27 protein-coding genes are annotated in these 23,401 nt (G+C 61.9%); 19 read left to right on the plus strand and 8 right to left on the minus strand.

Annotated features, from left to right (window positions below):
• Position 1: 1 nt before the first annotated feature.
• Genes fliP through ACR9Y2_RS24730 form a run of 6 tightly spaced genes read right to left on the minus strand, consistent with a single transcriptional unit; the run spans position 2 to position 5,056 of the window.
• Positions 2-742 carry a flagellar type III secretion system pore protein FliP gene (gene fliP, locus ACR9Y2_RS24705; RefSeq protein ID WP_435044353.1) on the minus strand — a complete coding sequence of 247 codons (741 nt, stop codon included), beginning with the start codon at positions 740-742 and terminating at the stop codon, positions 2-4.
• Entirely contained in the window at positions 742-1,017 is a 276-nt protein-coding gene (locus ACR9Y2_RS24710; protein ID WP_435044354.1) for a flagellar biosynthetic protein FliO, read from the minus strand. The genes fliP and ACR9Y2_RS24710 overlap by 1 nt, the downstream gene beginning before the upstream one ends.
• 2 nt (positions 1,018-1,019) lie before the next feature.
• A complete protein-coding gene (locus tag ACR9Y2_RS24715) occupies positions 1,020-1,292 on the minus strand; it encodes a FliM/FliN family flagellar motor C-terminal domain-containing protein (protein WP_435044356.1) in 273 nt (90 codons plus the stop codon).
• Between the two features lie 3 nt (positions 1,293-1,295).
• On the minus strand, positions 1,296-2,546 hold the full coding sequence (locus tag ACR9Y2_RS24720; RefSeq protein ID WP_435044357.1) for a flagellar hook protein FlgE: 1,251 nt from the start codon (positions 2,544-2,546) through the stop codon (positions 1,296-1,298).
• Positions 2,547-2,555: 9 nt separating this feature from the next.
• The gene (locus ACR9Y2_RS24725; protein ID WP_435044358.1) at positions 2,556-2,870 is read right to left on the minus strand and encodes a flagellar hook assembly protein FlgD; all 315 of its coding nucleotides are present in this window, start codon (positions 2,868-2,870) and stop codon (positions 2,556-2,558) included.
• A 2-nt stretch (positions 2,871-2,872) separates the two neighbouring features.
• Entirely contained in the window at positions 2,873-5,056 is a 2,184-nt protein-coding gene (locus ACR9Y2_RS24730; protein WP_435044359.1) for a hypothetical protein, read from the minus strand.
• 221 nt (positions 5,057-5,277) lie between these two features.
• Here ACR9Y2_RS24730 and ACR9Y2_RS24735 point away from each other — a divergent pair, with 221 nt between their 5' ends.
• The 5 genes from ACR9Y2_RS24735 to ACR9Y2_RS24755 all read left to right on the plus strand — a co-directional run bounded on the left by ACR9Y2_RS24735 (position 5,278) and on the right by ACR9Y2_RS24755 (position 9,674).
• Positions 5,278-6,018: a flagellar hook-basal body protein gene (locus tag ACR9Y2_RS24735; RefSeq protein ID WP_435044361.1), complete on the plus strand. Its 741-nt coding sequence runs from the start codon at positions 5,278-5,280 to the stop codon at positions 6,016-6,018.
• A 12-nt stretch (positions 6,019-6,030) separates the two neighbouring features.
• Positions 6,031-6,825, plus strand: a complete 795-nt coding sequence (gene flgG / locus ACR9Y2_RS24740; RefSeq protein WP_435044362.1) for a flagellar basal-body rod protein FlgG — start codon at positions 6,031-6,033, stop codon at positions 6,823-6,825.
• The gene (gene flgA, locus ACR9Y2_RS24745; RefSeq protein ID WP_435044363.1) at positions 6,822-7,739 is read left to right on the plus strand and encodes a flagellar basal body P-ring formation chaperone FlgA; all 918 of its coding nucleotides are present in this window, start codon (positions 6,822-6,824) and stop codon (positions 7,737-7,739) included. The genes flgG and flgA overlap by 4 nt, the downstream gene beginning before the upstream one ends.
• Positions 7,736-8,428, plus strand: coding sequence for a flagellar basal body L-ring protein FlgH (locus tag ACR9Y2_RS24750; RefSeq protein ID WP_435044365.1), 693 nt, complete (start codon positions 7,736-7,738; stop codon positions 8,426-8,428). The genes flgA and ACR9Y2_RS24750 overlap by 4 nt, the downstream gene beginning before the upstream one ends.
• Positions 8,429-8,573: 145 nt before the next feature.
• The gene (locus ACR9Y2_RS24755) at positions 8,574-9,674 is read left to right on the plus strand and encodes a flagellar basal body P-ring protein FlgI (RefSeq protein ID WP_435044366.1); all 1,101 of its coding nucleotides are present in this window, start codon (positions 8,574-8,576) and stop codon (positions 9,672-9,674) included.
• A gap of 314 nt (positions 9,675-9,988) precedes the next feature.
• On the opposite strand, the gene fliS is transcribed toward ACR9Y2_RS24755, so the two are convergent.
• Complete coding sequence (fliS, locus tag ACR9Y2_RS24760; protein ID WP_435044368.1) at positions 9,989-10,453, minus strand: flagellar export chaperone FliS; 465 nt, start codon at positions 10,451-10,453, stop codon at positions 9,989-9,991.
• A 95-nt stretch (positions 10,454-10,548) separates the two neighbouring features.
• Here fliS and ACR9Y2_RS24765 point away from each other — a divergent pair, with 95 nt between their 5' ends.
• From ACR9Y2_RS24765 to ACR9Y2_RS24815, 11 genes are all read left to right on the plus strand, one after another.
• Positions 10,549-11,883 carry a sigma-54 interaction domain-containing protein gene (locus tag ACR9Y2_RS24765; protein ID WP_435044369.1) on the plus strand — a complete coding sequence of 445 codons (1,335 nt, stop codon included), beginning with the start codon at positions 10,549-10,551 and terminating at the stop codon, positions 11,881-11,883.
• 14 nt (positions 11,884-11,897) lie between these two features.
• Positions 11,898-14,009, plus strand: a complete 2,112-nt coding sequence (flhA, locus tag ACR9Y2_RS24770) for a flagellar biosynthesis protein FlhA (RefSeq protein ID WP_435044370.1) — start codon at positions 11,898-11,900, stop codon at positions 14,007-14,009.
• A 4-nt stretch (positions 14,010-14,013) separates the two neighbouring features.
• Positions 14,014-15,339 carry a hypothetical protein gene (locus ACR9Y2_RS24775; RefSeq protein WP_435044371.1) on the plus strand — a complete coding sequence of 442 codons (1,326 nt, stop codon included), beginning with the start codon at positions 14,014-14,016 and terminating at the stop codon, positions 15,337-15,339.
• Positions 15,340-15,355: 16 nt separating this feature from the next.
• Positions 15,356-16,123 carry a FliA/WhiG family RNA polymerase sigma factor gene (locus tag ACR9Y2_RS24780; RefSeq protein ID WP_435044373.1) on the plus strand — a complete coding sequence of 256 codons (768 nt, stop codon included), beginning with the start codon at positions 15,356-15,358 and terminating at the stop codon, positions 16,121-16,123.
• A 1-nt stretch (position 16,124) separates the two neighbouring features.
• Positions 16,125-16,511, plus strand: a complete 387-nt coding sequence (locus ACR9Y2_RS24785) for a FliM/FliN family flagellar motor switch protein (RefSeq protein WP_435044374.1) — start codon at positions 16,125-16,127, stop codon at positions 16,509-16,511.
• Positions 16,508-16,960 (plus strand): hypothetical protein, encoded by a 453-nt coding sequence (locus tag ACR9Y2_RS24790; RefSeq protein WP_435044376.1) that lies wholly within the window; start codon positions 16,508-16,510, stop codon positions 16,958-16,960. Before ACR9Y2_RS24785 ends, ACR9Y2_RS24790 begins: the two co-directional genes overlap by 4 nt.
• 61 nt (positions 16,961-17,021) lie before the next feature.
• Positions 17,022-17,321, plus strand: a complete 300-nt coding sequence (locus ACR9Y2_RS24795) for a flagellar biosynthesis anti-sigma factor FlgM (RefSeq protein WP_435044377.1) — start codon at positions 17,022-17,024, stop codon at positions 17,319-17,321.
• Complete coding sequence (locus ACR9Y2_RS24800; RefSeq protein ID WP_435044378.1) at positions 17,318-17,683, plus strand: hypothetical protein; 366 nt, start codon at positions 17,318-17,320, stop codon at positions 17,681-17,683. Before ACR9Y2_RS24795 ends, ACR9Y2_RS24800 begins: the two co-directional genes overlap by 4 nt.
• 16 nt (positions 17,684-17,699) lie before the next feature.
• The gene (gene flgK / locus ACR9Y2_RS24805) at positions 17,700-19,112 is read left to right on the plus strand and encodes a flagellar hook-associated protein FlgK (protein ID WP_435044380.1); all 1,413 of its coding nucleotides are present in this window, start codon (positions 17,700-17,702) and stop codon (positions 19,110-19,112) included.
• 12 nt (positions 19,113-19,124) lie between these two features.
• Positions 19,125-20,024, plus strand: a complete 900-nt coding sequence (locus ACR9Y2_RS24810) for a flagellin (RefSeq protein ID WP_435044381.1) — start codon at positions 19,125-19,127, stop codon at positions 20,022-20,024.
• A 160-nt stretch (positions 20,025-20,184) separates the two neighbouring features.
• On the plus strand, positions 20,185-20,454 hold the full coding sequence (locus ACR9Y2_RS24815; RefSeq protein ID WP_435044382.1) for a hypothetical protein: 270 nt from the start codon (positions 20,185-20,187) through the stop codon (positions 20,452-20,454).
• Here ACR9Y2_RS24815 and ACR9Y2_RS24820 read toward each other — a convergent pair.
• On the minus strand, positions 20,391-21,299 hold the full coding sequence (locus ACR9Y2_RS24820; RefSeq protein ID WP_435044383.1) for a FliM/FliN family flagellar motor switch protein: 909 nt from the start codon (positions 21,297-21,299) through the stop codon (positions 20,391-20,393). The two genes, ACR9Y2_RS24815 and ACR9Y2_RS24820, sit on opposite strands and share 64 nt — an antisense overlap.
• 115 nt (positions 21,300-21,414) lie before the next feature.
• Here ACR9Y2_RS24820 and ACR9Y2_RS24825 point away from each other — a divergent pair, with 115 nt between their 5' ends.
• Genes ACR9Y2_RS24825 through ACR9Y2_RS24835 form a run of 3 tightly spaced genes read left to right on the plus strand, consistent with a single transcriptional unit; the run spans position 21,415 to position 23,356 of the window.
• Positions 21,415-21,669 (plus strand): flagellar FlbD family protein, encoded by a 255-nt coding sequence (locus tag ACR9Y2_RS24825; protein ID WP_435044384.1) that lies wholly within the window; start codon positions 21,415-21,417, stop codon positions 21,667-21,669.
• Entirely contained in the window at positions 21,656-22,531 is an 876-nt protein-coding gene (locus ACR9Y2_RS24830) for a flagellar motor protein (RefSeq protein WP_435044385.1), read from the plus strand. The genes ACR9Y2_RS24825 and ACR9Y2_RS24830 overlap by 14 nt, the downstream gene beginning before the upstream one ends.
• Before the next feature lie 12 nt (positions 22,532-22,543).
• Positions 22,544-23,356, plus strand: coding sequence for a flagellar motor protein MotB (locus ACR9Y2_RS24835; RefSeq protein WP_435044386.1), 813 nt, complete (start codon positions 22,544-22,546; stop codon positions 23,354-23,356).
• The last annotated feature ends 45 nt before the right edge of the window (positions 23,357-23,401 follow it).

Genomic DNA, 23,401 nt, shown 5'->3' on the forward strand with positions numbered 1-23,401 from the left:
TTTAGACCTGGAGACTTTTGAGTAAGGAGCCTATCACCAGGCTCCAGCCATCGACGAGCACAAACAACAGCAGTTTGAACGGAGCGGAGATCATCACGGGTGGCAGTTGCACCATGCCCAGCGAGAGTGTCACCGAGGAGACAAGCAGATCGATTACGAGGAAGGGGAGAAAGAGCACGGCCCCGATCTGGAAGGCGGCTTTGAGCTCGGAGAGGATGTAGGCCGGAATGAGGATGCGCAGTTCGACGTCCTGGGGATTGCGCGGGCTGGCGGAATGGGTGGCGTCGAGGAATAGCCGGACGTCGGCTTCCCGGACGAATTTCACGAGGAATTGCTTCAGCGGGATCGCGCCCGCGTCCATCGCCTGGCTGGTGGTGAGCCGCCCTTCTTCCAGCGGCTGCCAGCCGTCCTTATACATCTGCACGGCCACGGGCTGCATCACCAGCATCGCGAGGAAGAGAGAGAGTCCGATGATGATCTGATTGGACGGGGTGGATTGCGTGCCCAGCGCCTGGCGCAGGAAATGCAGGACGACGACCACGCGCAGGAAGGGCGTGACGGACATGATCAGCGCCGGCAGCAGGGTCATCAGTGTCAGCATGATGACGATCTGCATGGGCGTGCTCAGCGTGGCTCCGCCTGCGGCATTGACGCCAAAGGGCGCGAGAACCGGAGCGGCCGGAGCGGCGATGCAGGCCTGGCCGATGAGCAGCCAGGGCAGTGTGCGGACGAGCGTGCGCATCAGCGTTGCTCCCGTGGCTGGCCGGCGTAAGGCTGCAGGTTGCTGGAGCCGGCACTGAAGGAGAGCAGATACTGCTGGTCATCAATGCGGACGATGGCGACGCCCTGTTGGGCTGAAATCATGAGCCGTTCCAGCACTTCCAGGCGGCGGCGTTTGGACGAACCTAGTGAGAGGTCCGGCATCCTGATGGCGCCGCGGCCGCGCAGCAGCTTCAACGTGAGATACAGCGCGGTGATGACGAGCAGGGCCAGGAAGAGCCGGATGTAGAGATCCATGGTCAGCGTTTGCCCCGTATATTGACGTTATTGACGATGCGGACGGCGAATTTTCCGCCGCTCTGGGCGAGCTCGGCGGAGGCCAGCCGGCGGCCTCCGGAGCGCAGTTCGATGGAGTTGCGTGGACCGCTGGTCAGGCGGAGCACGGACCCGGGGCGAAGAGCAGCAATCTCGCGCAAACTCATATCGCGATGGGGCGCGGTGGCTTCCACTTCGATGGAAAGTGAGCGCATCAGATCGGCCGGCAACCGCTTTTCGTTTTCCCGGGCTGCCATGCGTTACCTCTTCAAGCTCAGGATTTCCTGGCTGAGTTCATCACCAGCCGTCACCACACGGGCATTCGCCTGGTAGCTGCGCTGGTAGATGATGATGTTGGTCAGTTCACGAGCCATGTCGACGTTGGAGCTTTCCAGCGCGCTGGCCGTGATGCCGCCGCGGGTGCCGGTGCCGGCTTCGCCATAGCTGACCGGGCCGGAGGCGGGCGTCGTCGAATAGTTGTTGTTGCCCACCGCGACCAGCGAATCGGGATTCTGGATGCTGGCCAGGGCGATCACCGCCACCAGCTTGCTGGTGCCGTTGGAGTACTTCGCCATGATCTTGCCACCGTCGGCCATCACCACCTGCGTCAGCTGCGCGGCCGTCGCACCGTCGCCCGAATTCGAGTTGACGGCGGAAGCCTGGCCATACTGCGTCAGTTCCGGATTGCCGGCTGTGTCAAATAGCTGCCAGTTCACCGTCTGGCCAGCGGCGCCGTTGGTGAAGGCGGGAATGGTGACCGCGACATTAGCCGTCGGCGCGGTGAGCTTGCCGGCCGTGTCGAACGTCAGCGTGCCTTTGGCCAGCGAACTGGGCGTGCCGGCCGTACCGCCGGTAACTTCGCCGCCGTCGATGGTGAGGTCATAGGACCAGTTGTTCGCCGAGGTCTTTGTGAACGAGGCCGTCACCGTGTGGCTGGCGCCCAGCGAGTCGACCACCTGCACCGGAGCCGTAAACGAGCCGGTGGTCGCACCCACCGTCCCCAGCGCATTCAGGTTCAGGTTCAGCCCAAAGAAGGAGGACGGCACCGGCGCATTGGCGGAACCGGGGGGAATCGTGATGTTCGTCGGCACGCCGCCGGGCGTTGCCACGCCGTTGGTGGCCATCCAGCCCTGGATGTTCTCACCCGTAGCGGTGATGAGGTTGCCTGAAGAGTCGAGCTTGAAGTTGCCGGCGCGCGTGTAATACGTGTTGCCGTCGGAAGCCTTGACCGTGAAGAATCCGTTGCCCGAGATGGCGGCATCCAGCAGTCCGCCGGTCACCTGCACGGAGCCCTGGCTGAACTGGCGCGTGGTGATGGGGGCGCCGATGCCGTTGCCATTGGCCGTGGTGGCCGAGTTCAGGCCCATCGTCTGGGTGACCATCTCCTCGAAGGACACCGTGCCGGCCTTGTAGCCGCTGGTGTTGAGGTTGGCCAGGTTGTGCCCGGTCACATCGATAGCCGTGTTGTTAGCGTTGAGCGCCGTGAGCGCGGTGTTGAACATGTTGAGCATGGGTGGTCCTCAATTTCCTGTCGTCGTGGAGTCGCTGCCGGTGTAGGAGTCGGCGGCCGTGGCTGATGCCGTGGCGGTCGTGTTCAGCTCAGTGAGCTGGTCGTTGATCTGGGTCAACTGCTCAAGCTGGCTGAACTGGGCCAGTTGGCCCATGAATGCGGAACTGTCCTGGGGCTCCAGAGGGTTCTGGTTCTTGATCTGGGCCACCAGGAGTTGCAGAAATACGTTTTCGTTCGCGAGGTTTCCAGAGCTCGACGTCGAATTGGATGCCGTGGACGTGCTGTCGGCGCCCAGTTGTGATGCGTAGGAATTGGTGACCTGCATGATCAGTTTGCCTCCTTGTTCTGTTTCCGGCCGTGCTGCAACCATTGCCGCCATTCGTGCGACGGTTGCCGCTTTTCGCGGCCCTGCCCGTGGGCGGGACCATCCTGTTGCGGGTTACCCTGGTCGAAGGAACCAGACTGACGGTTATCAGTCGACTGGGTTCTCACGGGGGCGGAAGTTGTTTCGGTATGAACCGTGGGCTGCGTCTGGAAGTCGGCCTTGAATCCCGACTCTTCCAGGCCGCGAAGAAGCTGCGGCAGATTGGCCTGCATCGATTGGCTCAGCGCGGCGTCCGGGGTCTGGACCGTGATCTGGACGCCCGTCGACTGCTGTACCAGGCGCAACGTGGCGACCAGATTCGCGTCCTGCCCAATGGGGATTGTGAAAGACCGGACGGAGCCTCGCACGGCCGCCTGCGCGGTCTGCAGCGCCTCGATGCGGCTGGTCATTTCGGCGCCGGGCGCGGTACGAATCGCTTCCTGGCGGACAGGAACGTCGGCAGTCTGTACTCGCGGGCCGTCGGCGGCGGCGATCGTGGATTGGTACGGCTTGGAGGTCACGGGTTTCTCTGATCGCTGCTCCGCCTTGCGGGCGGCCGGCGCGATATCGGTGGACTTCAGGCCGGCCACGCTGGGGGGCACGACCGGATTGGCGGTTGCCGGTGGGGCCGGGGCTTCCACTGCGGCGAATCCCTCAGTCATCGGCTTGGCGGAATTGTTGGAAACGGCCGGCCCGGTCGAGTACGCCTCTCCGGTATTGGGCCGTTGGGCGAAGTGAGGCTGGCCAGGTTCCGCAGGTAGCGTGTCGAAGGAGCGCCGGCTGATGGCGTCGGATTCAGCCGTCTTCAGCAGGGAGAGCACCGCGCCGGGTGTGCGCGTCTCGACAACAGCGGCCTCGGCGGGCTCTTCGGTATTCCGCAAGGTGAGCATCCCCACCAGGGCGGTATGCATTTCCGGGCCAACAGGATTGGGAGCAACGGGCCGGGCCGGTTGGGTGCTTTCCACGGCAGTCGCCTCATCCCGGAGTGCGGTGGCGGCCTGCATGGCCCAATCGGGCTCAACTGCCGTCGCGCTGGTCAGCGCGCTTTGCGCCAGTTGGGATGACGTGGACTGTGCACTGGTCCTATCGGTTTGTGGTTCGTCGTTGAGCTGCTGCGGGGGCGCCGGTTCCAGCGCTTGGGGAGCGGAGACTTCTTCAAGGGTCTGACTTTCAGTGTGGATCGCCGTGCGAGACGCTGCGGCGGGTTCGTCGGCGGGATGGGTGGAAGCCGACGGTTGGGGTTCGAATCGCGGTTGCAGGCTGACGGCGCCGGTCTCACCCGGTTGGCTGGTTGGCGCCGACTCACGGAACGGCTTCGCGTCCATGGCCGGCTCTGCCGCCACTGTCTGGAAACTCGCTGTCGCCGGGACGATCTGCTGCCTCGACGGCTCAACTGGCGGCTTCGTCTCCGCCTGGGGTGCAGTGGGCGTCACAATCCCCGGCTGCATTAATAAGGAGTCGGTGGGAGTGCTCTGCTCCGGATTTACTTCACTGGCCGGCTTTGTTTCCCTCGTGCGGACCGTTTGCTTTACGGAATCCGTCTGCGTGGGTTCTGCGGCCGGCAGCGGTTCGGCTGGTTCGACGCCGGCTTGCTGTTTGCTTCCCGTCCAATTCGATACAACAAGTACGGATTGTTCCGTTTTTGAGGCAGTGGGCGGTTGCGGGACCGCGGGCGGTGGGGCAACCAGGCCTTGCGTCACTACGGCCGGATTCTCCCTCTGCTCCAGGCGAAAGGCTCGGGAAGCCCGGGTTTCCGGTGCGGAGGAGGAATCTGGGGCCGAGAAGCGGGGCGGGGCAGCCGACGCGGTCTGCGTGTCCGCGGGCTTGGCGTCGAGCGCAATCGTGCCACTCTCAGGCGCCTCGTCCGTATTGAATGGCCCGGCCGTCTGCGGGTAAAGGCAGATGGGCCTGCAGCTTTCGGGGATCAGGAAGGCGTGTCCGGTGAAAGATTGCGCAGCGTCGCCGGATGTCTGCGGCTCCGTTTGGTTGCCGGGCACGTCCGCTACCGCTTCAGCCGGTTGCTGGGCGCCAAGGATGGTCGAGAAGGAGAGACCGCCGGGCTGCGTCTGCCCGGCCGGAACACCAACAGTCGCGGCAGCAGACACTACCTGCGTGTCGAGGATGCCGGCGGCCAGGGTGCAGTTCATTCCTGTCCATGAATTGCACTTTGCGCGCCATCTCAAAAACCCTTGAAAAATGGCGAATCTGGACAGGAGTAGCGTCAGAGAAATGACGCCTACGGCAGAATTCTGCCGGAGAGATTAAAGGGTACTTATCGTTTCAGCTCTCTTGTCGAGGGAATCGGGAGCGATTTGAGGAAAAACTGCACAGCCGCGTTTGGCACCCGCCGTGCAGTATCCAATGCGTCATGGATAAGCTGTCGATCTTGGCGGCCAGCGGTCTGCGCGGCCGGTTGGAAGCTCTGGACGTGTTGGCCAATAATCTGGCGAACTCGGCTACCAGCGGCTTCAAAGCGGATCACGAGCTGTACAGCACTTATGCTGGTGAGGCGTCCGAATCGATGATGGGCGGCGTAATGTCGGCGCTGCCCGACGTCAATGGCCGGTGGACGAATTTTCAACAGGGCACCCTGGAATTGACCGGGAATCCGCAGGATGTTGCCATCTCTGGTCAGGGATTCTTCACAGTGAAATCGCCCACCGGACCACTTTACTCCCGTGACGGCCATATGAAGGTTGCGAAAGACGGGTCGCTGACCAACGCAGATGGATATCCCCTGTTGGATTCCAGCGGCAAGGGCATCACCCTGGTGGCCTCACAGGCCTTCGAAATAGCCACCAACGGACAGGTGAGGCAGGGCGGCCAGGCCGTCGGCCAGTTGGCGGTGGTCAAGTTCGATAAGCCGGAAGCACTCGAAAAGACCGGCTACTCCTACTTCAAAGCGAACGAAACAAGCGGGAAGCCCGCGCCGGCTACCGATGCCGACGTTCACCAGGGCAAGATCGAGGCGTCCAACGTGGCGCCGGCGGAATCCGCGGTCCGGCTGGTTTCACTCATGCGGCAGGCCGAGTTCCTGCAGCGGGCCATCACCATGGGCGCCGATATGAGCAAGCGGGCGATCGAAGAGGTCGGCCGGGTTGGGAATTAGAGGAGACGACGAATGATTCGTGCACTATTCAGCGCTGCCAGCGGTATGACCGCGCAACAGCTCAATGTGGACAACATCGCGCACAATCTGGCGAACGCGAACACCGCAGGCTACAAGACGCGGCGCGCACAGTTTCAGGACCTTCTCTACCAGAGCATGATCCAACCGGGCGCCTCCGCCGGTCAGCAGACTTCGATTCCCACCGGGCTTCAACTCGGCCTGGGCACACGCGCGTCTTCCAACGAAATCCTCTTCACCCAGGGCAACTTCGCCGCGACCGAGAATCCGATGGACGTCGTGATCCAGGGCCGCGGGTTCTTCCAGGTGCGCACGACAAACGGCGAACTTGCCTATACGCGCGCCGGATCGTTCCATACGGACCGCGACGGCAACATGGTGACCTCGGACGGCGATCCGCTGGAACCCCAAATCACGATTCCGTCCGACGCGCAGGCCATCACCATCGCTCCCGATGGCACCGTCAGCTACAAGCAGCCCAATCAAACCGCCTCGCAGATCGCCGGGCAATTACAACTGGCGTTGTTCGCGAATCCGGCCGGCCTCGATGGCCTCGGCAAGAACCTTTATAAGCCGACGGACGCTTCCGGCGATCCGCAGGTGGGTCAACCCGGCGGCCAGGAAGGCATCGGCGCTCTCCTGCAGGGCTATACCGAGCAGTCGAACGTCAGCGTGGTGGAGGAGTTCATCAACCTGATCGTGAGCCAGCGCGCGTACGAAGCCAATTCGAAAGTGGTCAAGGCCGCCGACGAGATGTACCAACAGGTCAACAATCTCGCAACCAGATGATCACCGCGCTCCTTCTTAGTGTGGTGTTGGGCGTTCCGGAGAGCTGCGTCATCGTGGATGGCGCACGCATCGAGATGCGGCACCTGCGCAGCTTCCTCCAGACTGGTGTCGAGATCCCCAACGAGACCGTATTCGGGGCATCGCCGATGCCTGGGGTTCGCAGGAGAGTGAGTGCTGGTGAGTTGGTGCGCTGGGCCAAGGCACACGGAGCAGAGAATCCTGTCGCCAAAGATGGCTGCTTCGAATGGGAAACCCGCCAAGTCACTGAAAAAGAAGCAACCGAGGCCATGCGCGCGAGCCTGGAGCCGGCAGTGGAGCTGAAGGTTCTTGAATTGAGCCGCTTTAATGTTCCGATGGGCAATGTTGTTTTTCCGCGGACCGGACTTCGTGAACCAAGCTTAATATTGCAGGAGCAACCTTCTATATGGTCGGGGTACGTACAGTACTCACAGAACCAAAGAGCGAAGATCTGGGCCAAGGTAATTCTTAGTGTTTCTTCATCTAAAGTCACCACCGTCACTGATCTGAAAGCCGGCGAGCCCATCAAATCAGAACAAATTAGTCAAGACAACATTAAGGCATTTCCATATTTGCGCAGGCGTCCCCTGACCGTCGCCGACTTCGTGGGGCGGACGGCTCGTCGTAGCATGCGGACGGGCACCGTGTTGAGCGACTCCGACGTGGTGGTAGACCCCGATGTAAAGAAGGGCGATGTCGTGGAAGTGGAAGCGCCCATCGGTGGCGGATTCCTGCGGACTCAAACCGTGGCGGAGGCCTCTGGCCGCATCGGCGAACGCATCCTGCTGCGCAATGCGGAAAGCGGAAAAGTGGTGCAGGCGAAGCTGGTGAGCGCCAACAAAGCCGTGGTGATTCCGGGGTTGATGCCGGTTGGCAGGAAAGGATCAAATCGATGAGAACCGCGATTGCCTGGGGTTTGGCGTTGGCCTTGTTCAGTGCCGGGGCACCGGCCAAGGACAAGAAGAAGACGGCTGCTCCGGCGGCTGCCGAAATCGACCGCTATCGTGAGGAAGTCCAGCGTTCTCAAAGAGCTATGGAGACCCAGCCAGGTTCGTTGTGGACCCCTACCGCCCGTCTGCTGGATGCCGGTGCTGACCTGCGTGCCTCGCGCACAGGCGACATTCTGACCATTGTCGTCCAGGAAGATGCCTCCGCCGTGGCGAAGGGCACCACCAAGACTTCGCGTAGCTCGGCCGTGAAAGCCGGTGTGGGTTCGGTCGCCGGAATCAGCACCCCGGCCCTGTCCGGCCTGGCGCAGGCGACCGCGGATCACAGCCTGAATGGAGACGGCACGACCAGCCGTGAGAATTCGCTGCGAGCCACCCTCACCGCCCGCGTCAGCGAGGTGCTGCCGAACGGCAACATGATCGTCGAAGGGTCGAAGTCGATCACCGTCAACTCGGAGACCCAGGTCGTCACCTTGCGCGGCGTGGCACGGCCGTTTGATATCAGCACCGGAAACATCATTGAATCCAGCCGCCTGGGCTTACTTGACATAAAAGTCAATGGAAAAGGCGTCGTCAATGATGTCATCAGACGCCCGAACTTCGTTTATCGACTTTTGTTAGGCATCCTTCCTTTTTAGCCGAAGGATAGCTCAAACTTTCCAAAAACTCACTTTCAGATCTACAGGCCAGGGCTATCCCGTCGATATACCACTTGTACGCCCGAATAGTCTTTGGTCAGGACCTGGGTGTACATGTGGTCGACGGATGCCGTTTGGAGGATGAATGAGCAGAAGGCTACTGAGCCTTGGATTCTGCCTATTCGCGATTCTTGCCCAAGCTCTGCTGGCAGGCACGCGAATCAAGGACTTCGCGTCCATCGAAGGCGTGCGCGACAACCAGTTGATCGGCTACGGCATTGTCGTCGGCCTGAATCAGACCGGTGACCGCCGTCAAACGGTCTTCTCCACACAAACCCTCACCAACCTGCTGCAGCAGATGGGTGTGCAGGTTTCACCCGCCTCCATTCGAGTCAATAACACCGCCTCGGTCATGGTGACAGCCACGCTGCCTCCGTTCGCGCAGCCGGGCACCAAGCTGGACATCACGGTCGCCGCAATCGGCGATGCGGCGAACCTGCAGGGCGGATTGCTGCTGCTCACCAATCTGAGGAGCGCCGATGGCCAGCCCTACGCCGTGGGCCAGGGCGCGGTGGTGACCGGCGGGTTTGTAGCGGGCGGCGGCGGAACAAAACAGACCACGAATCACCCGACGGTCGGCCGCGTACCCAATGGTGCGACGGTGGAGCGGGCACCTCCTTCGGTGGCGCCGAAAACCGAGATCAAGCTCCAACTGCATCGCAGCGACTTCAGCAGCGCCAACCGCGTGACCGAAGCCATTAATAAGAAGTTCGGCGGCGAGCCCGTAGCGGTCTCCGAGAATTCGGGCCTGGTGCGAGTCAAGATCCCGGCCGCATTCATCGCCAACCCGGTCAGCTTCATTGCCCAACTCGAAACCATCCAGGTGGATACGGATGCCATCTCGAAGGTGGTCATCAACGAGCGTACGGGCACCATCATCATGGGCAAGCAGGTGAAGGTGAGCCCGGTGGCCATCATGCACGGCAATCTCTCGATTCAGATCGAGACCACGATGGAGGTGAGCCAGCCGGCCCCCTTCTCGCAGGGCCAGACGCAGGTTGTGCCTCAAACGGGCGTCGGCGTAAAGGAAGAGAAAGCGCGCAACCTCATGTTGAAGGATGGCGCAACGGTCGAGGAGCTGGTGAAGGGTTTATCGTCCATCGGGTCCACCGCCCGCGACATCATCGCCATATTGCAGAGCCTGCAGGCAGCTGGCGCCCTGGAAGCGGAGATTGAGGTCATTTAATATGAACATCACTTCACCCAGCCTCGACACCAGTGTCCTCTCCGCCTCTACTTCCGCGTTAGAAGGCGCTCGCAAGGCTGACGACCCCAAGAAGATTCGTGACTCCGCCCAACAGTTCGAATCCTTGCTGATTGGGCAGATCTTGAAAGAGGTTTCTGCCTCAGCCCACTCCTCTGGACTGGGTGAGGAAGATTCGGCGTCCGGTTCGATGATGGAGATGGCTCAGGAACATCTCGCCCAGGCAATTGCTACCCGGGGCGGGTTTGGACTGACGGCCATGGTGATGCGTGGACTGGAGGCTAAGCCCTCCAATGCTACAGGGTCCACGAACGGAGGGCCGGGGCAGCTTCCGGTTGCAGCAGCATATGATCGGCCGTAACGCTGTCGTAGCTGCTGGTGTTCTGAGCAGGGCGGGTGGCTTCCCGCCAGCCGTCCAGCATGTTCTGGAGGATGCGCTCTACCTCCACCAGGCCGGCCTCGGTGCCGAAGCGATGAGCTTCGGTCAATTTGAGGACGGAGTATTCGTAGAGCCGCTGCAAATTCAATGCGATCTCGCCGCCCTTTTTGGTGTCGAGCGAGTGAAGCAATTCGTTGATGATCGCTTGGACTTTGGAGATTGCCTGCCCGCGTTCCACTACTTCGCCGGCGCGAAGGTGGAATTGCGCGGAAGCCATATGCTCCAGCGCCTTCTCGTACAGGATCTCGATGAGGCCAGCTGGAGTGGCCGAGAGCACTCTGCTCTCGATGTATTCGCTATCGGTTCCGACGAAGTTTCTCACTGCGTATGCTTTGTCGACGATCCCGGCCTCCGTTTGAGGGCTTTTGTTCCCTCGGCGCCGGAGATTACTCGAAAACTCACAGGAGCACAGGCTCAATGACTGGGAAGATGTACTGCGTGATCGATGAGCTCGCTCACGCCACCGATGACATGTTGCGCATGGTTCAGCCTGGAGACACCATCCAGCGGTTCCAGCGGCTGGAAGACGCCGTCAACACAGCAGTGCGTGAGGACGGGTCGCAGTTCCTGATCCACTGGCCTTACCTGGACTGGACAGAGACCCGCTTGCGGGGCCAACTCCTGAACCTGGCGCGTTCGATCCAAATCTCCATTTACGATCCTCACGAATTGATTGCGGAACACGAGCAATGGCAGGCCTGCAATATCCATGTGTTTGGACGCAGCGGACAATCCCCGGCTCCGGCGCGCGCTGCCGGTGATCCCTGGGCAGGTTGGCGGCGCTGGCTGATCGGCGAAAGCGACACGATGCGGAAGATCGTCGAAATGATCCGCATTGTGGCCGACCGGCGGACGACCGTCCTTCTACTCGGTGAGACCGGCACCGGCAAAGAGGCGGCGGCCCGCGCCATTCACGAAGCCAGCGGACGACGGGAACAGGAACTGGTGCCCGTGAACTGTGCCGCGATTCCCGAATCATTAATAGAAGCCGAGCTGTTTGGCCACGCCAAGGGCGCCTACACCGGTGCCATCGGCGCACGGGCCGGCTATTTCGAACGAGCCCACCGCGGTACCCTGCTGCTGGACGAAATCGGCGAAATGCCGCTGGCCCTGCAGGGTAAGCTGTTGCGCGTGCTGCAGGAGCGCGAAATCCAGCGCGTCGGCGGCGGCGAAACCGTGCCGGTGGATTGCCGCATCATTGCCGCTTCCAACGTCGACCTGGCGGAAGAAGCCCGCATGAAGCGCTTCCGCTCAGACCTGTTCTATCGCCTCAGCGTTGTGGTCCTGCGGCTGCCTCCGCTGCGCGAGCGTCGCGAAGACATCCCGATTCTGGTGGATCACTTCATCGAGAGGATCTGCAAAACCGAAGGGCTCGCCCGCTGCCGGGTGACACCCGATGCCCTGCGGCGGCTGGCCGATTGCGACTGGCCGGGCAATGTCCGGCAGTTGGAACACGCTGTGGAATCCGCTGTGGTCATGTCGGACGGCAGAACCGTCCTGACAGCCTACGACTTCCCCATCGATGTGCCGATGAATCATGCGGCTCCGGTGCCTCAGCCCACCAGCAGTTTCCCGGTTCTCCCCGAGACGGGGCTGGACATGGAAGAGACCGTCCGCCGTTTGGAGATGCACTTGCTCTCAGAAGCACTGGGACGCGCCAACGGCAACAAAGCCCGCGCCGCCGACCTGCTAGGGCTGAAGCGGACCACCTTGCTCTACAAAGCCCGCAGCCTTGGCTTCGCAATCGCCTAGACCTGTGACCATTCATGGCTAACGACCCCACCACCAGCCCGGCCCTGGCGTCCAGCCGGACTCTGCTCCGCAATGCGGAGTGGACCGACATGGCGGTACCTGTCGCGGTACTTTGCATTGTCGTCGCGCTGGTGACTCCGTTGCCTTCAGTGGTGTTGGACTTCCTGCTGGTGCTGGACATCATGACCTCAGTGATCGTGCTGATGGTCGCGATGTACATCCGGAAGGCGGTGGAGTTTAGTATCTTTCCCAGCGCACTGCTGTTGTTGACCCTCTCCCGGCTGGCGTTGAACATTTCGGCTTCCCGGCTGATCCTGTTGAACGGCAACTCGGGCGCGTCGGCGGCAGGCCATGTAATTGAAGCGTTTGGGACTTTCGTCGTTGGCGGCAACTACGTGATCGGCACCGTCATCTTCCTGGTGCTGATCGCCATTCAATATGTCGTGATCAACCACGGTGCGGTCCGCATCTCGGAAGTCACGGCGCGTTTCACGTTGGACGCCTTGCCAGGCAAACAGATGTCGATCGACGCGGACATGAATGCCGGCTTGATCACAGAACAGGAAGCCCGCACGCGCCGCAAGCAGCTGGCGGCCGAAGCGGAGTTCTACGGCGCCATGGACGGCGCGTCGCGGTTCACCCAGCGCGACGCCGTGGCCAGTATCCTCATTACCGGCATCAACATCATTGCCGGGTTCCTCATCGGCGTGCTGCAGCATGGCATGGACCTGAAGCGGGCGCTGGAGACCTACACCATCCTGACTATTGGGGAAGGCCTGGTCTCGGTGATTCCGGCGTTGATGATCTCGATTTCAGGCGGCCTGATCGTCACCCGTTCCAGCTCGGATCAACGGCTGGGCGCCGAGGTGAGCCAGCAGATGTTCTCCAACGCGCAGCCACTACTCTTGTCGAGCGGAGTTCTGGCCGTGCTGGGCATGTTTCCCGGCCTGCCGACCCTGCCGTTCTTCGCGGCCAGCGCGGGCATCGGCTATGCCGGCTGGCGCATCCGTCAAAAAGCTGACGCTTCGGCGGCCATGGTGGCTCCGGTGAAGAAGGAATCGGCGCAAGTCAATGTGGAGTCGCTGCTTAAGGTGGAGCCGCTGGCGTTGGATGTCGGTTTGGGTCTGGTGCAACTGGTTGAGGGCGGCAACGAATCTCCGCTGCTGCTGAGGATCACGGCGCTGCGCCGGCAGTTGGCGGGACAGAGCGGCTACCTGCTGCCGCCACTGAAAGTGAGTGACAACCTGTCGTTGCGTTCACGCGAATACAGGGTGATGCTGCGTGGAGCGGAAATCTCGCGTTATGAACTAGTTGCCGGGCATTCCCTGGCCATCCCAGGGGTCAATGCACAGCCTCTGAAAGACGGTAAACCCACGCGTGACCCGGCGTTCGGGCAGACCGCGTTCTGGATCGCGGCCGGCCTCTCTGACCAGGCCCGGGCATCCGGCTACACCGTCGTGGATGCGGTGAGCATTATCGGTGCACACCTGGCCGAACTGATCCGGAAATATGCCTGCGAACTGTTCAGCCGGCAGGATGCAAAGAACTACTGCGACCGTGTGGCGCAGGAGCATCCCAAGGTCGTTGAGGATTTGGTCCCCAAACTGCTATCACTCTCAGTGATTCAGAAGGTTCTGCAGAATCTGTTGCGGGAGAGGGTCCCTGTCCGCGACTCGGTTCTCATTCTTGAAGCAATGAGCGAAGCGGCGGTCACGACCAAAAACCCGATCCTTTTGACCGAGTTTGTGCGGCAGGCGATCCGGCGTGTGCTGGTGGAACCGTACCTGAATCACGAACGGGCGCTGGAAGTCTTCCTGTTGGCGCCTGAGACAGAGCACCTGATTGAAAAGGCCATTGAGCACCACGAAACGACGAGCAGCCTGGCGCTGGCTCCGACTCGAATCAGGGAAGTGGTGGAAGAGGTCCGCAGGCGGGTGGGCTCGGGCGATAGCAGCGCTGTGCTGCTGACTTCGACGAGCGTACGGTATTTTGTCCGGCAGATTCTAGAGCAGTACATGCCGGGGGTCGCAGTGCTGTCGCACGGCGAGATTCCGGCGGAGGTGAGAATCCATGTCAGCGGTCATCCCGGGGCGACTGCCCAGCTGGAAGCAAAGGCAGGAGCGTGAAGCGATGAAGTCGAAGTCGTTTTTTGCGGACAGGGTCCATGATGCGATGCTCGCGGCGCGGGCAGAGCTGGGCTCAGAGGCTGTGCTTCTCAGCAGCCATCGCACGCCCGCGGAAGTCCGGCACCTCGGTGAATTCGAAGTAGTTTGCGGTTATACAGAGAAGCCGGTGGCGCTGGAATTGAGCGCTCCTCCGGCGAGCCGGCGTACGATCCCGACGGTGCAGGAGCCGCCGCTGGCGCAGGACCGGCTGGCCCCGGTCGCGCCGCGTGTGGAACGCAGGCCGGCCCGTCCGATGGCCACGCCGCTGGAACGCAATGGACGCATGGCCCTGGCTAACCGCTCGCAAAAGGTGGAATGGCGCCGCATTCGGCGCAGCCTGACCGAACAGGGCTTTCCCGGCGCCGTGGCGACCGATATCACCCGTGCCGTCTATCGCCGCCTGACTGGCGAAGACGCTCCGGATGTTGAATTTGAACTGCTGATCGATCCGGAAACAGCCCGCGCCCAGGCGCAGATGCACAATGAGCTGGCTTCGATCCTGCCGCTGCTGGACCTGGAGTCGGTGGCGGTTCTGCGCAACCGGGCGGAAGCGGCCGAGGATGTGATGGCGGAGATGGAAGAGCAGGGCGTAGTGGACGCTCCGGACGCGATGGCAGCCGAAGAAGCGCTGGCGCAGGAGCTGGCCCACCGTCTGCCGATGCTGCGGACGGGCGGCCAGAGTGTGGTGCCCAGCGGCCGTGTGGTGGCCGTGATCGGTCCGGCGGGTGCGGGTAAGTCGTTGACGGCAGCCAAGATCGCGATGACCGCGATTGCTGAGCGGGAACGGCCGGTGCGGATTGTCAGCGTGAGCGGGCGGGGGCCCGGGGCGAGTGCCCGGCTGTCGGCGCTGGCGGCGATCCTGGAAGTGCCGTTCGAGAGCATCGAGTCGCCCGAGGAGTTGGGTCCCGCGCTGACCGAACAGCAGCCGGGCGAGCTGGTGATTGTCGACACCCCGGGTTTTTCGCGGCGGGAAGAGGAGTCGACGCGGCGCTGGGCGCGGGAGCTGTCGAGCTCCGAGATTGCCCATATCACCCTGGTCCTATCGGCAACGACCAAACCTGCCGATCTATTTGCCACGACCCGACAATTCAGTTTGTTTCATCCGGATAGTTTGACGTTCACCCATGGCGATTGCACGGCGGAAGCCGGATGCTGCCTCGCGCTGGCGATCTCGGCCCGGATGCCGGTTGCCTACTGGAGCGAGGGGCAGGAGATACCAGAAGACCTGGGCGTGCCCCAGGCGGACGAATTTGTCAGGAAGACTATGCCGGCCCTGTTGGTGGCGGTGTAGGTGAGCGGAGGCGAAGATGGCATCCTCTCAATTCACAGCGTATGAAAGCGAAGTGGCTTCGGCGACTTCCACACGCGAGACACTGATTCTAGAGCACTTGCCTCTGGTGCGCTGGATTGCCCACCGCATACACGAGCGGCTGCCGCGCGAATTCGCGCTGGACGACCTGATCTCGACCGGGATCCTGGGACTCATCGCGGCCATCGACAGTTACGATCCCATCCACAATGTGAAGCTCTCCACTTTCGCCAGCTACCGTATCCGCGGGGCGATCATGGACAGCATCCGCGGCATCGACGGCATCGCGCCGCATCACCGCAAGGTGGTGAAGCAGGTGCAGGCGGCGATCGGGAAGCTGGAGCAGCGGCTACAGCGGCCGCCGAGCGAAGACGAGATTGCGGCCGAACTGGGCATGGAGCTGGAAGAGTACCAGCAGACCCTGGTGCAGACGCGCGGTGTCTCCATCGGCAGCCTGGACGCCGCCCCGGTGAACACGGACAAGATGACCTTCCTGTGCTTCTTCGCCGATCGCGAAGACCAGGAGCCGGGCCGCATTCTGGAGCGCGCTGAACTCAAGAAAGTGATCGCCGAAGGAATCTCGCGCATGCCGGTCGCTGAGCGCCAGGTGTTGGCCCTGTACTACCAGGAAGGCCTGAACCTGAAAGAGATCGCCTCGATCATGAATCTGCACTACAGCCGCATCTCGCAGTTGAAAACACAGGCGATCTTGCGGTTGAAGACGCTGATGGACAAAAAATGGCCAACCCCGCGAGGAGACATCTGACGTGACTCCCGCCGGTCTGACGAGCGATGGACAGATTTTTCCGGCGCCCGAGCCGGGACTTTGGGAAAACGAGGTGGATCCTTTGCTGGACCTGGACTTGCCGGTGAGCGTGCGATTTGGGAAGGTGCGAATGCCGTTGTCCCAGGCACTCGAGCTGGGAGACGGATCGATTGTTGAACTGGACTCGCGCGTAGACGATCCGGTGGAAGTGCTGGTGCATGGCAAAGTGGTCGCGCTGGGGCAGCTTGTCGTGGTCGACGGCTACTACGGTGTGGAAGTCACCTCGCTGGCGGTCAACGGGACAGCGCGGGTATCCCTGGATGCCGTGTTGAGCGCGAACCCGGCGGTGGCTGAGGTGGGCCAGGAAGAGGAGATGGTGCAGGAATGACACGCTTTTTCGGATTGGTGACAGTTCGGCGGAAGGGGTCCATCGAGGACGAAGAAACCGTCGAGGAGCGTATGGAATCGCCCAGTGTGGATGCGGCGCGTCCCCTGGGTTTGAGCCTGGCTCCGGGGCTGGCGGCTTTGCCCGAGATCTCCCGCCTGGCGGCTGAAGAGCTGAAACGGAAGACGGCGGCCCAGGCGCAGCCGGAACCGGCGGTGGTGCGTGCGACGCCTGTGGAAGCGGCGGAGAAGGCGGTTGCGGTGGAGAAACCTGCGCGGCCCGAGACCCGCTGGGAGCGTGCTGTCCGCCTGCGCGAGCTGGGCATGCGCGAGGAGCGCATTGCGGCGGACCTGGGTGTCCTGCCGTCGGATCTGCGGCTGCGGTGGAAGATGGAAAGCCTGCTGGCCGAGCGGTCGGCGGCACCCGTCGCCAGGCCGCGAATGAATTCCTAAAAGAGTCTTCAGATATTGCGACAGTAGGAATGCACTTCACGAGAATTGAAGGGAGCATCATATGAAAGTCGAAAACAGACCGTTACAAAACACGAGCTCCGGCAAAGTGCAGACGTTGACGTCCTCCGGCAAATCTTTGACGGGCAGGACCGAAGGTGGCGCTGAAACCACTGGGTCGCTGGTGGACCAGATCAACGTCGGCGGGCAGCAGGTACTACTGGCGAAGGCGCGGGAAGCGGGCTCGATCGCTTCGCCAGATCGGTTGCAGGAGCTGTCCGAGCTGGTTGCGGCGGGTAAGTATTCACCCGATCCCGAGGCCGTTAGTGAATCTATTATCAACGACTTGGAGCAGGGTGGATGAAACAGCGTGAGAGGGGCGCCAGTCTTAGCGAGACCACCGGAATCGAGCCTGCCCTGGAGGCGGAGGTAGGAGAGATTCGCCGGTTGCTGGTGGAGTCTTCGCTGGAATCGCTGGGACTGGCCTCCGGATTGCTGGAAGACCTTACGAAGGAGATCCAGCAAGCTGTGGAACAAGGCCTTATTTTTCAGGAATCGGATTTACGGCTGCTATTGCGCGATTTGGATGGTTTGCGCACGTTAGCCGATCAGGGTTCGAATCTGACAGCCGGATATCTGCAGGCCCTATTGGGGCCGGCCATGGATTGTTTCGGCGGCCAGGCGGACCTCGAATCACGGACCGCACGGCTCCACGTTCAGGCCTGAAGCGGAACGGATCATCATGTCAGGGCTGCTCTCCTCATTGCAGACGTCCGCGCAGGCGTTGCGCGTGCTGGACCGCCAGATGGCGACCACGCAGAATAACGTCAACAACTCCCAAACTCCCGGCTATGTAAAGCAGACCGCCAGTACGGCGGCCATGCCGTTTGACCTGAGCGCCGGCCTGACGGGCGGAGTGATGAGCCTGCTGGAGCAATCCAGCCGCAATCAGTTCGCTGAACAGAGCGTGCGCGGCTCGGTCTCGGACTCCGGATCCCAGGACATTCAAAGCCAAATGCTGGCCATGCTGGAAGGCGTGCTGCCGGCCGATTCCACCAAGGGTGTCGGCGCCGCGCTGACCAAGCTATGGGACAGCTTTTCGTCGTGGAGCACGTCGCCCAATTCCGCTACCCAGCGTGACGCGGTGCTGAACGCGGCTAAGAATCTGGCGGCGGCCTTCAACCAGACGGCCGGCCAGCTGAGCCAGTTGCGGCAATCGGCCGACCAGCAGGCTTCGACAACGGTGACGGCGATCAACCAGTTGACGACGCGCATCGCCGAGCTCAACCACAAGCTCCAGACGGACGGTCCGGACGCCGGCGTCGACGCGCAATTGCACTCCGCCCTGGAAGACCTCTCGGGGCTGACCAATATCTCCGTACTGATGCAGGCCAATGGCACTGCTAACGTATTGATGGACGGGCAGATCCCGCTGGTGCTGGGCTCGGAGAGCAAAGCGCTGAGTGTGAGCATCACCCCGCAGGGCACCAGCGTTCCCCCCAAATTCCAGCTCATTTCAGCCGACGGGCAGGACGTGACGAGCCACGCCACCGGAGGCAAGCTGGGCGGGCTGGTCGCGTTCCGCACAGGCCCCCTGGCCGAACTGGAGGGCGACGGGACGCAGACGGGCACGTTGAACACATTGGCTTCGAACGTCGCGGATCGTATTAACCAGTTGCTGACGTCGGGCTACTCGAGTTTGGATCCGGTGCCAGTGGCCGGCATTCCCTTGTTTCAGTACAACTCCGGACAGGATGCGGCACAGAGCCTGCAGGTGGTGGCCGGCTTCCGGTCGAGCGACTTGGCCGCGGCCGACCAGTCCAGTCCGTCAGTCGTCAACGGGATTGCTTTGCAGCTGGCGGGCCTGCGCGATTCGTCCGCGGCGGCCGACCAGATCAATGGCCAGAACTACGGGCAGTTCCTGAGTTCGATGACATCGCGGGTAGGATTCCTTTCCAGCGACGCCACGACCCGGTCTGAAAGCGCGGCGGACGCGGTGATCCAGGCACGCAGCTTGCGCGAGCAGATCTCCGGTGTTTCGCTGGATGAAGAGGCGGCCAAGCTGGTGGAGTATCAGCGCAGCTACCAGGCCAACGCGAAGATGATCCAGGTCCTCAGCGACCTGACCCAGACGCTGTTGCAGAGTGTTTCGTAAAAAGGCTAGCCAATGACCTCAGGGATTAACGCCAACGGACAGCGCTTCCTGCTGGATATGAAGCGGATGCAGCAGCGTGGGGATCGCGCGCAGGCGCAGATCTCGAGCACCAAGCGCCTGGTGACCGCATCGGACGATCCGGTGCAGCTGGGCACGATGCTGGAGCTGAAAGCGCAACTGGCCAAGAGTGTGCAGGGCAGGGCGAACCTGGGGCGGTTCCAGTCGGAAGTCGATACGGCGGAAACCTCGTTGCAGCAGGCTATTACCTACCTCGACAAGGCCGTTACACTGGGCAGCCAGGGCGCCAGCAGCGCCGCGCCGGTGGACCGGGCCGCGCTGGCCCTGCAGGTCAAGGGGCTCCTCTCGCAGATGGTGGGCGTCGCGAATACGAGAGTCGAGGGGCGCTATATCTTCAGCGGCGGCATGGACCAGAAAGCCGCCTACTCAGTGAACCTGAGCTCGCCCAATGGGGTGGACGCCACATCGCAGTTCATTCCGGGCCGCGTGGTACAGGATCCGGCCGGCAATGCACTGCCGACGGGTTTGACCGCGGATACGGTTTTCAATGCCTCCGGCAGCGACGGCGTGTTCAAGGCCCTGAATGACTTGAGGCTGGCCCTGGAGAGTGACAGTGCGACGGACACGCAAGCCGCCACGGTTGCCCTGAGTTCAGCGTCGACCTATTTAAATCAACAGCTTGCGCACTATGGCAACCTGCAGACGCAGATTGCCTCGGCCACAGCGGCCGCGAACAAGTCGGAATTGGCGTGGAAGACCGCGCTGTCGGGCATTGAAGATACCGACATGGCGTCTGCTGCGGTGGAAGTGACTCAGAACAAGACCGCGCGAGAAGCGGCGTATGCGGCCGAATCGAGCCGCCCCAGGACGAGTCTGTTCGATTATCTGAAGTAGCGAAGAATATTTTCTAAAACTCCTCACTATTCTTTCGATGCACTGAGTAGCAGAGAATTGCGCCACTTCCATGACGAATCGTATACATGATCGCGCGGTAAACCTTCTTGAGGTTTCCCGGAGGAGTTGGTCCGGTGCGGCAGGAGCCGCTTCCGGCCTGATGGAGGCTGACGAACGCGCCATGACGGGTCCCGGCAACTCGATGGAAGAAGAACAGATGGAACTGCTGGAGGCGATCGCAGCCAGCATGAACGAATGTTCAGCACCGGGCACCTACACCGCATCCCCGAAGATTCGCCAGATGGCGATCACGGCGCTGTTGGAGCAGGTCTGTGCTCCGCAGCAACTGGAGCGGCCGGCTCCCCGTCAGGACGACTGTTTCTCCTCCTGGATCCGGAACAACCGTTTGGTGCCGTCCCTCAGGACCTGACCTTTCCTGCGGACCGATTGATTGAAGACGGCTTCAGCCTGGCGGTCGACCTTGGAGTCGAGCACCAGCAGGCTGCCGGGCTTGATCTTCGCCAGGGCTGCCAGGGGTAGGGAATTGCCGCTGAGAATTACTTCCACATCCACTTCGCTATGTAGCAGTGTTTCGCGAATCTGCTGTTTCACCGGATCGATTTCCTGATGACTGGAGGCCGCCTGGCCGCCGCAGCCGGAATCGAGCATTTTCACGATGGCGCGCACCGGCAGGACGATGCGCATATCGGATTCGCAGAAGCCCAGTTGGACGCGGCAGGCCATCGTCATCAAATCTTCCTCGCTACCAAACACGCAGGCCATTTCAGGCTTGGCGTGGATTTCCTCGAGGATGACCGGGTCAGTAATCGCGCGTTCCCAGCAGATCTGAAATTCCGGAACCAGCTTGATCAGCAGCGTCTGGAGGAGTTTCACTTCCACCGCGGTGAGCGGCCGGGCGGTTGTATGCTCGGCGGCGGCACCGCCCAGCATGCGCTCGATGATCGACAGTAAGACACTGTTTCCAAAGAAGATACCGGCGCGAAGGTTGTTGCCGGAGTTGAGCACGACGAGTGTGGAATCCTCTTCGATGCGCGTGAGGCAGCCGGCGGAATCGTCACGCTCCATCTTTTCGAGCCAGACGCGGATGGGTTGCCGCAGCAGGGCGCTGAGGCGAGCTGTGAGGGAGGCAGTGAGCGCTTCGTGCAGAAGTTGGGCCTTCCGCAACTGGTCAGAGCTCAGCTCATCCAGCACCGGCAGGCCGGCCGGCAGGGTGTAATCGTTCCGTTTAGGGTCAGCTGGATTCTGATAAGCCACGCGCTGTCTCGCTCCCAATCTATCGGCGGAGAATGAGGTCAGGAATAGAGGGCAACTTAGGCTAAAACTCACGGCAAGTTCTGCGACAGAAGATCGAAGGTATTTGCGCGCAATCATGATCCGACTCACCCGCCTGAACCTCGAACCGATCGTGATCAACTCCGACCTGATCGAGTGCGTGGAGTCGACCCCGGACACGGTATTGAAGCTGACGAATGGTCAGCGGCTGATGGTCCGCGAATCCCTGGATGATGTTGTTGCACGGGTGATTGAGTACAGACGGGCCATCGCAGCCGCACCGCCGGCGGGCGGACGCGGAGGGGCGGGGGCGCCGCTGTTCGCCGGAGAGAGCAAACATGGCTACCGCTGACAACAACCAGGACCAGAAGCCAAAGAAACGGCTGGACTATTCGAGCCTGATGGGCAGCGGACTGGCCGTGGTGAGCCTGGTGGGCGGGCTGATTCTGGAAGGCGGACATTTCGCGGATATCCGCCAGGCTTCGGCGCTGCTGATCGTGCTGGGCGGCACGTTGGGCGCGGTACTGCTGAATACCCCCCTTGAGCTGTTCAAGAGAGTCCTGCGGCGCCTGCCGGAAGTCTTTTATTATGTGCCGGATCAGATGGATGAGCGGTTGAACGACATCGCCCGCCTGGCGCAGAAAGCACGCCGTGAAGGTGTGGTTTCGCTGGAGGACGAACTGGAGAAGATCGCCGACCCCTTCCTGCGCAGGGCGCTGGAACTGGGGGTGGACGGGATGGCCCAGCAGGAGTACCGCGAGACCATGGAACTGGAGCTGGAGCTAGCCGAGCGGCGGGCTGAGGCCGAAGCGCATGTGCTTGAATCGGCAGGTGGTTACGCGCCAACGCTGGGTATCCTGGGGGCCGTATTGGGCCTGATCCAGGTGATGAAGCACATCGAGAATATCGACCAGGTGGGGCCGGGCATTGCCGTGGCCTTCGTGGCGACTCTCTACGGCGTGGGTTCGGCGAACCTGCTGTTCCTGCCGGCGGCCGGAAAGTTGCGGGCGCGGTCCAGATCCGAACTGGTCTGTAATGAGATGGTCATGGAGGGCGTGGCGGCGGTGATGGATGGGTTGAATCCCAAGATGATCCGCCAGAAACTCGCCTCTTTCCAGCAGCGTGGCCTGTCCGAAGTGCGGCGCAAGCCGGCGAAGATGGGCGAGACCGTCAAGGTGAGCGCTCCTGCCGGTGTGCCGACGGTGCAGGGATAGGCTGGGCCAGCCATGCGCCGCCGCAGGAAAACAGACCACCCCATCAGCCACGATCGTTGGCTCATCTCCTATGCTGACTTCATCACCCTGCTGTTCGCCTTGTTCGTGGTGATGTTCGCCGCCTCGCAAACCGACAAATCCAAGATGGCCGCGATCCAGGAATCCTATATCCGGGCGGTGCAGCGCGGCGCGGTGATGGAGGGGCGCAGCGTGGTGGCGCGCATCCTGGGCGGCACGGTGGACGAAAAGGGCATTGGGAATGCGATGTTGAGGGGGCCGGGCGGTACCAAAAAGGTCCCTGTGCCCACCACCCCGCCAATTCCGGTGGAACTGCTGCCGCCGATGAACGCCCTGACGGCGAAGCTCTCCAAGGAGATCGCCGAAGGGAAGCTGAAGGTCAGCCTGGGCGCGCGCGGGCTGGTGATCAGCTTCCGCCAGACGGCCCTTTTCAAGTCCGGCGATGATGCGGTGCAGGCCGAAGCGGTCCAGGTCTTCAAGCCTATCGCGGAAATACTACAACCACTTCCGAATCATATAGTTGTGGAGGGGCACACCGACTCCGTGCCAATCCACAATTCGCGCTTCCGCAGCAATTGGGAGCTCTCCGCGGCGCGCAGTATCGCCGTGATGGATATGCTGATTACGAAGTTCGGGATTGACCGGACACGCGTCGCCATCCTGGGCTATGGTGAGAACCAGGCCAATGGCGATAACGAGTCGGAAGAGGGCCGGGCCAAGAACCGGCGCGTCGACCTGGTCATCCAGAACCTGGGCATTGAAGCCTCTGACCTGACCGCCGCCGTGCAGTCCTCCGGCCGTAAGTAGGCGCGATTCCCCTCGCGCTGGGCGCCGCTTCGCTCCCCGTTTAAC

It is taken from the genome of Paludibaculum fermentans, assembly GCF_051172195.1.
GTDB lineage: Bacteria > Acidobacteriota > Terriglobia > Bryobacterales > Bryobacteraceae > Paludibaculum > Paludibaculum fermentans_A.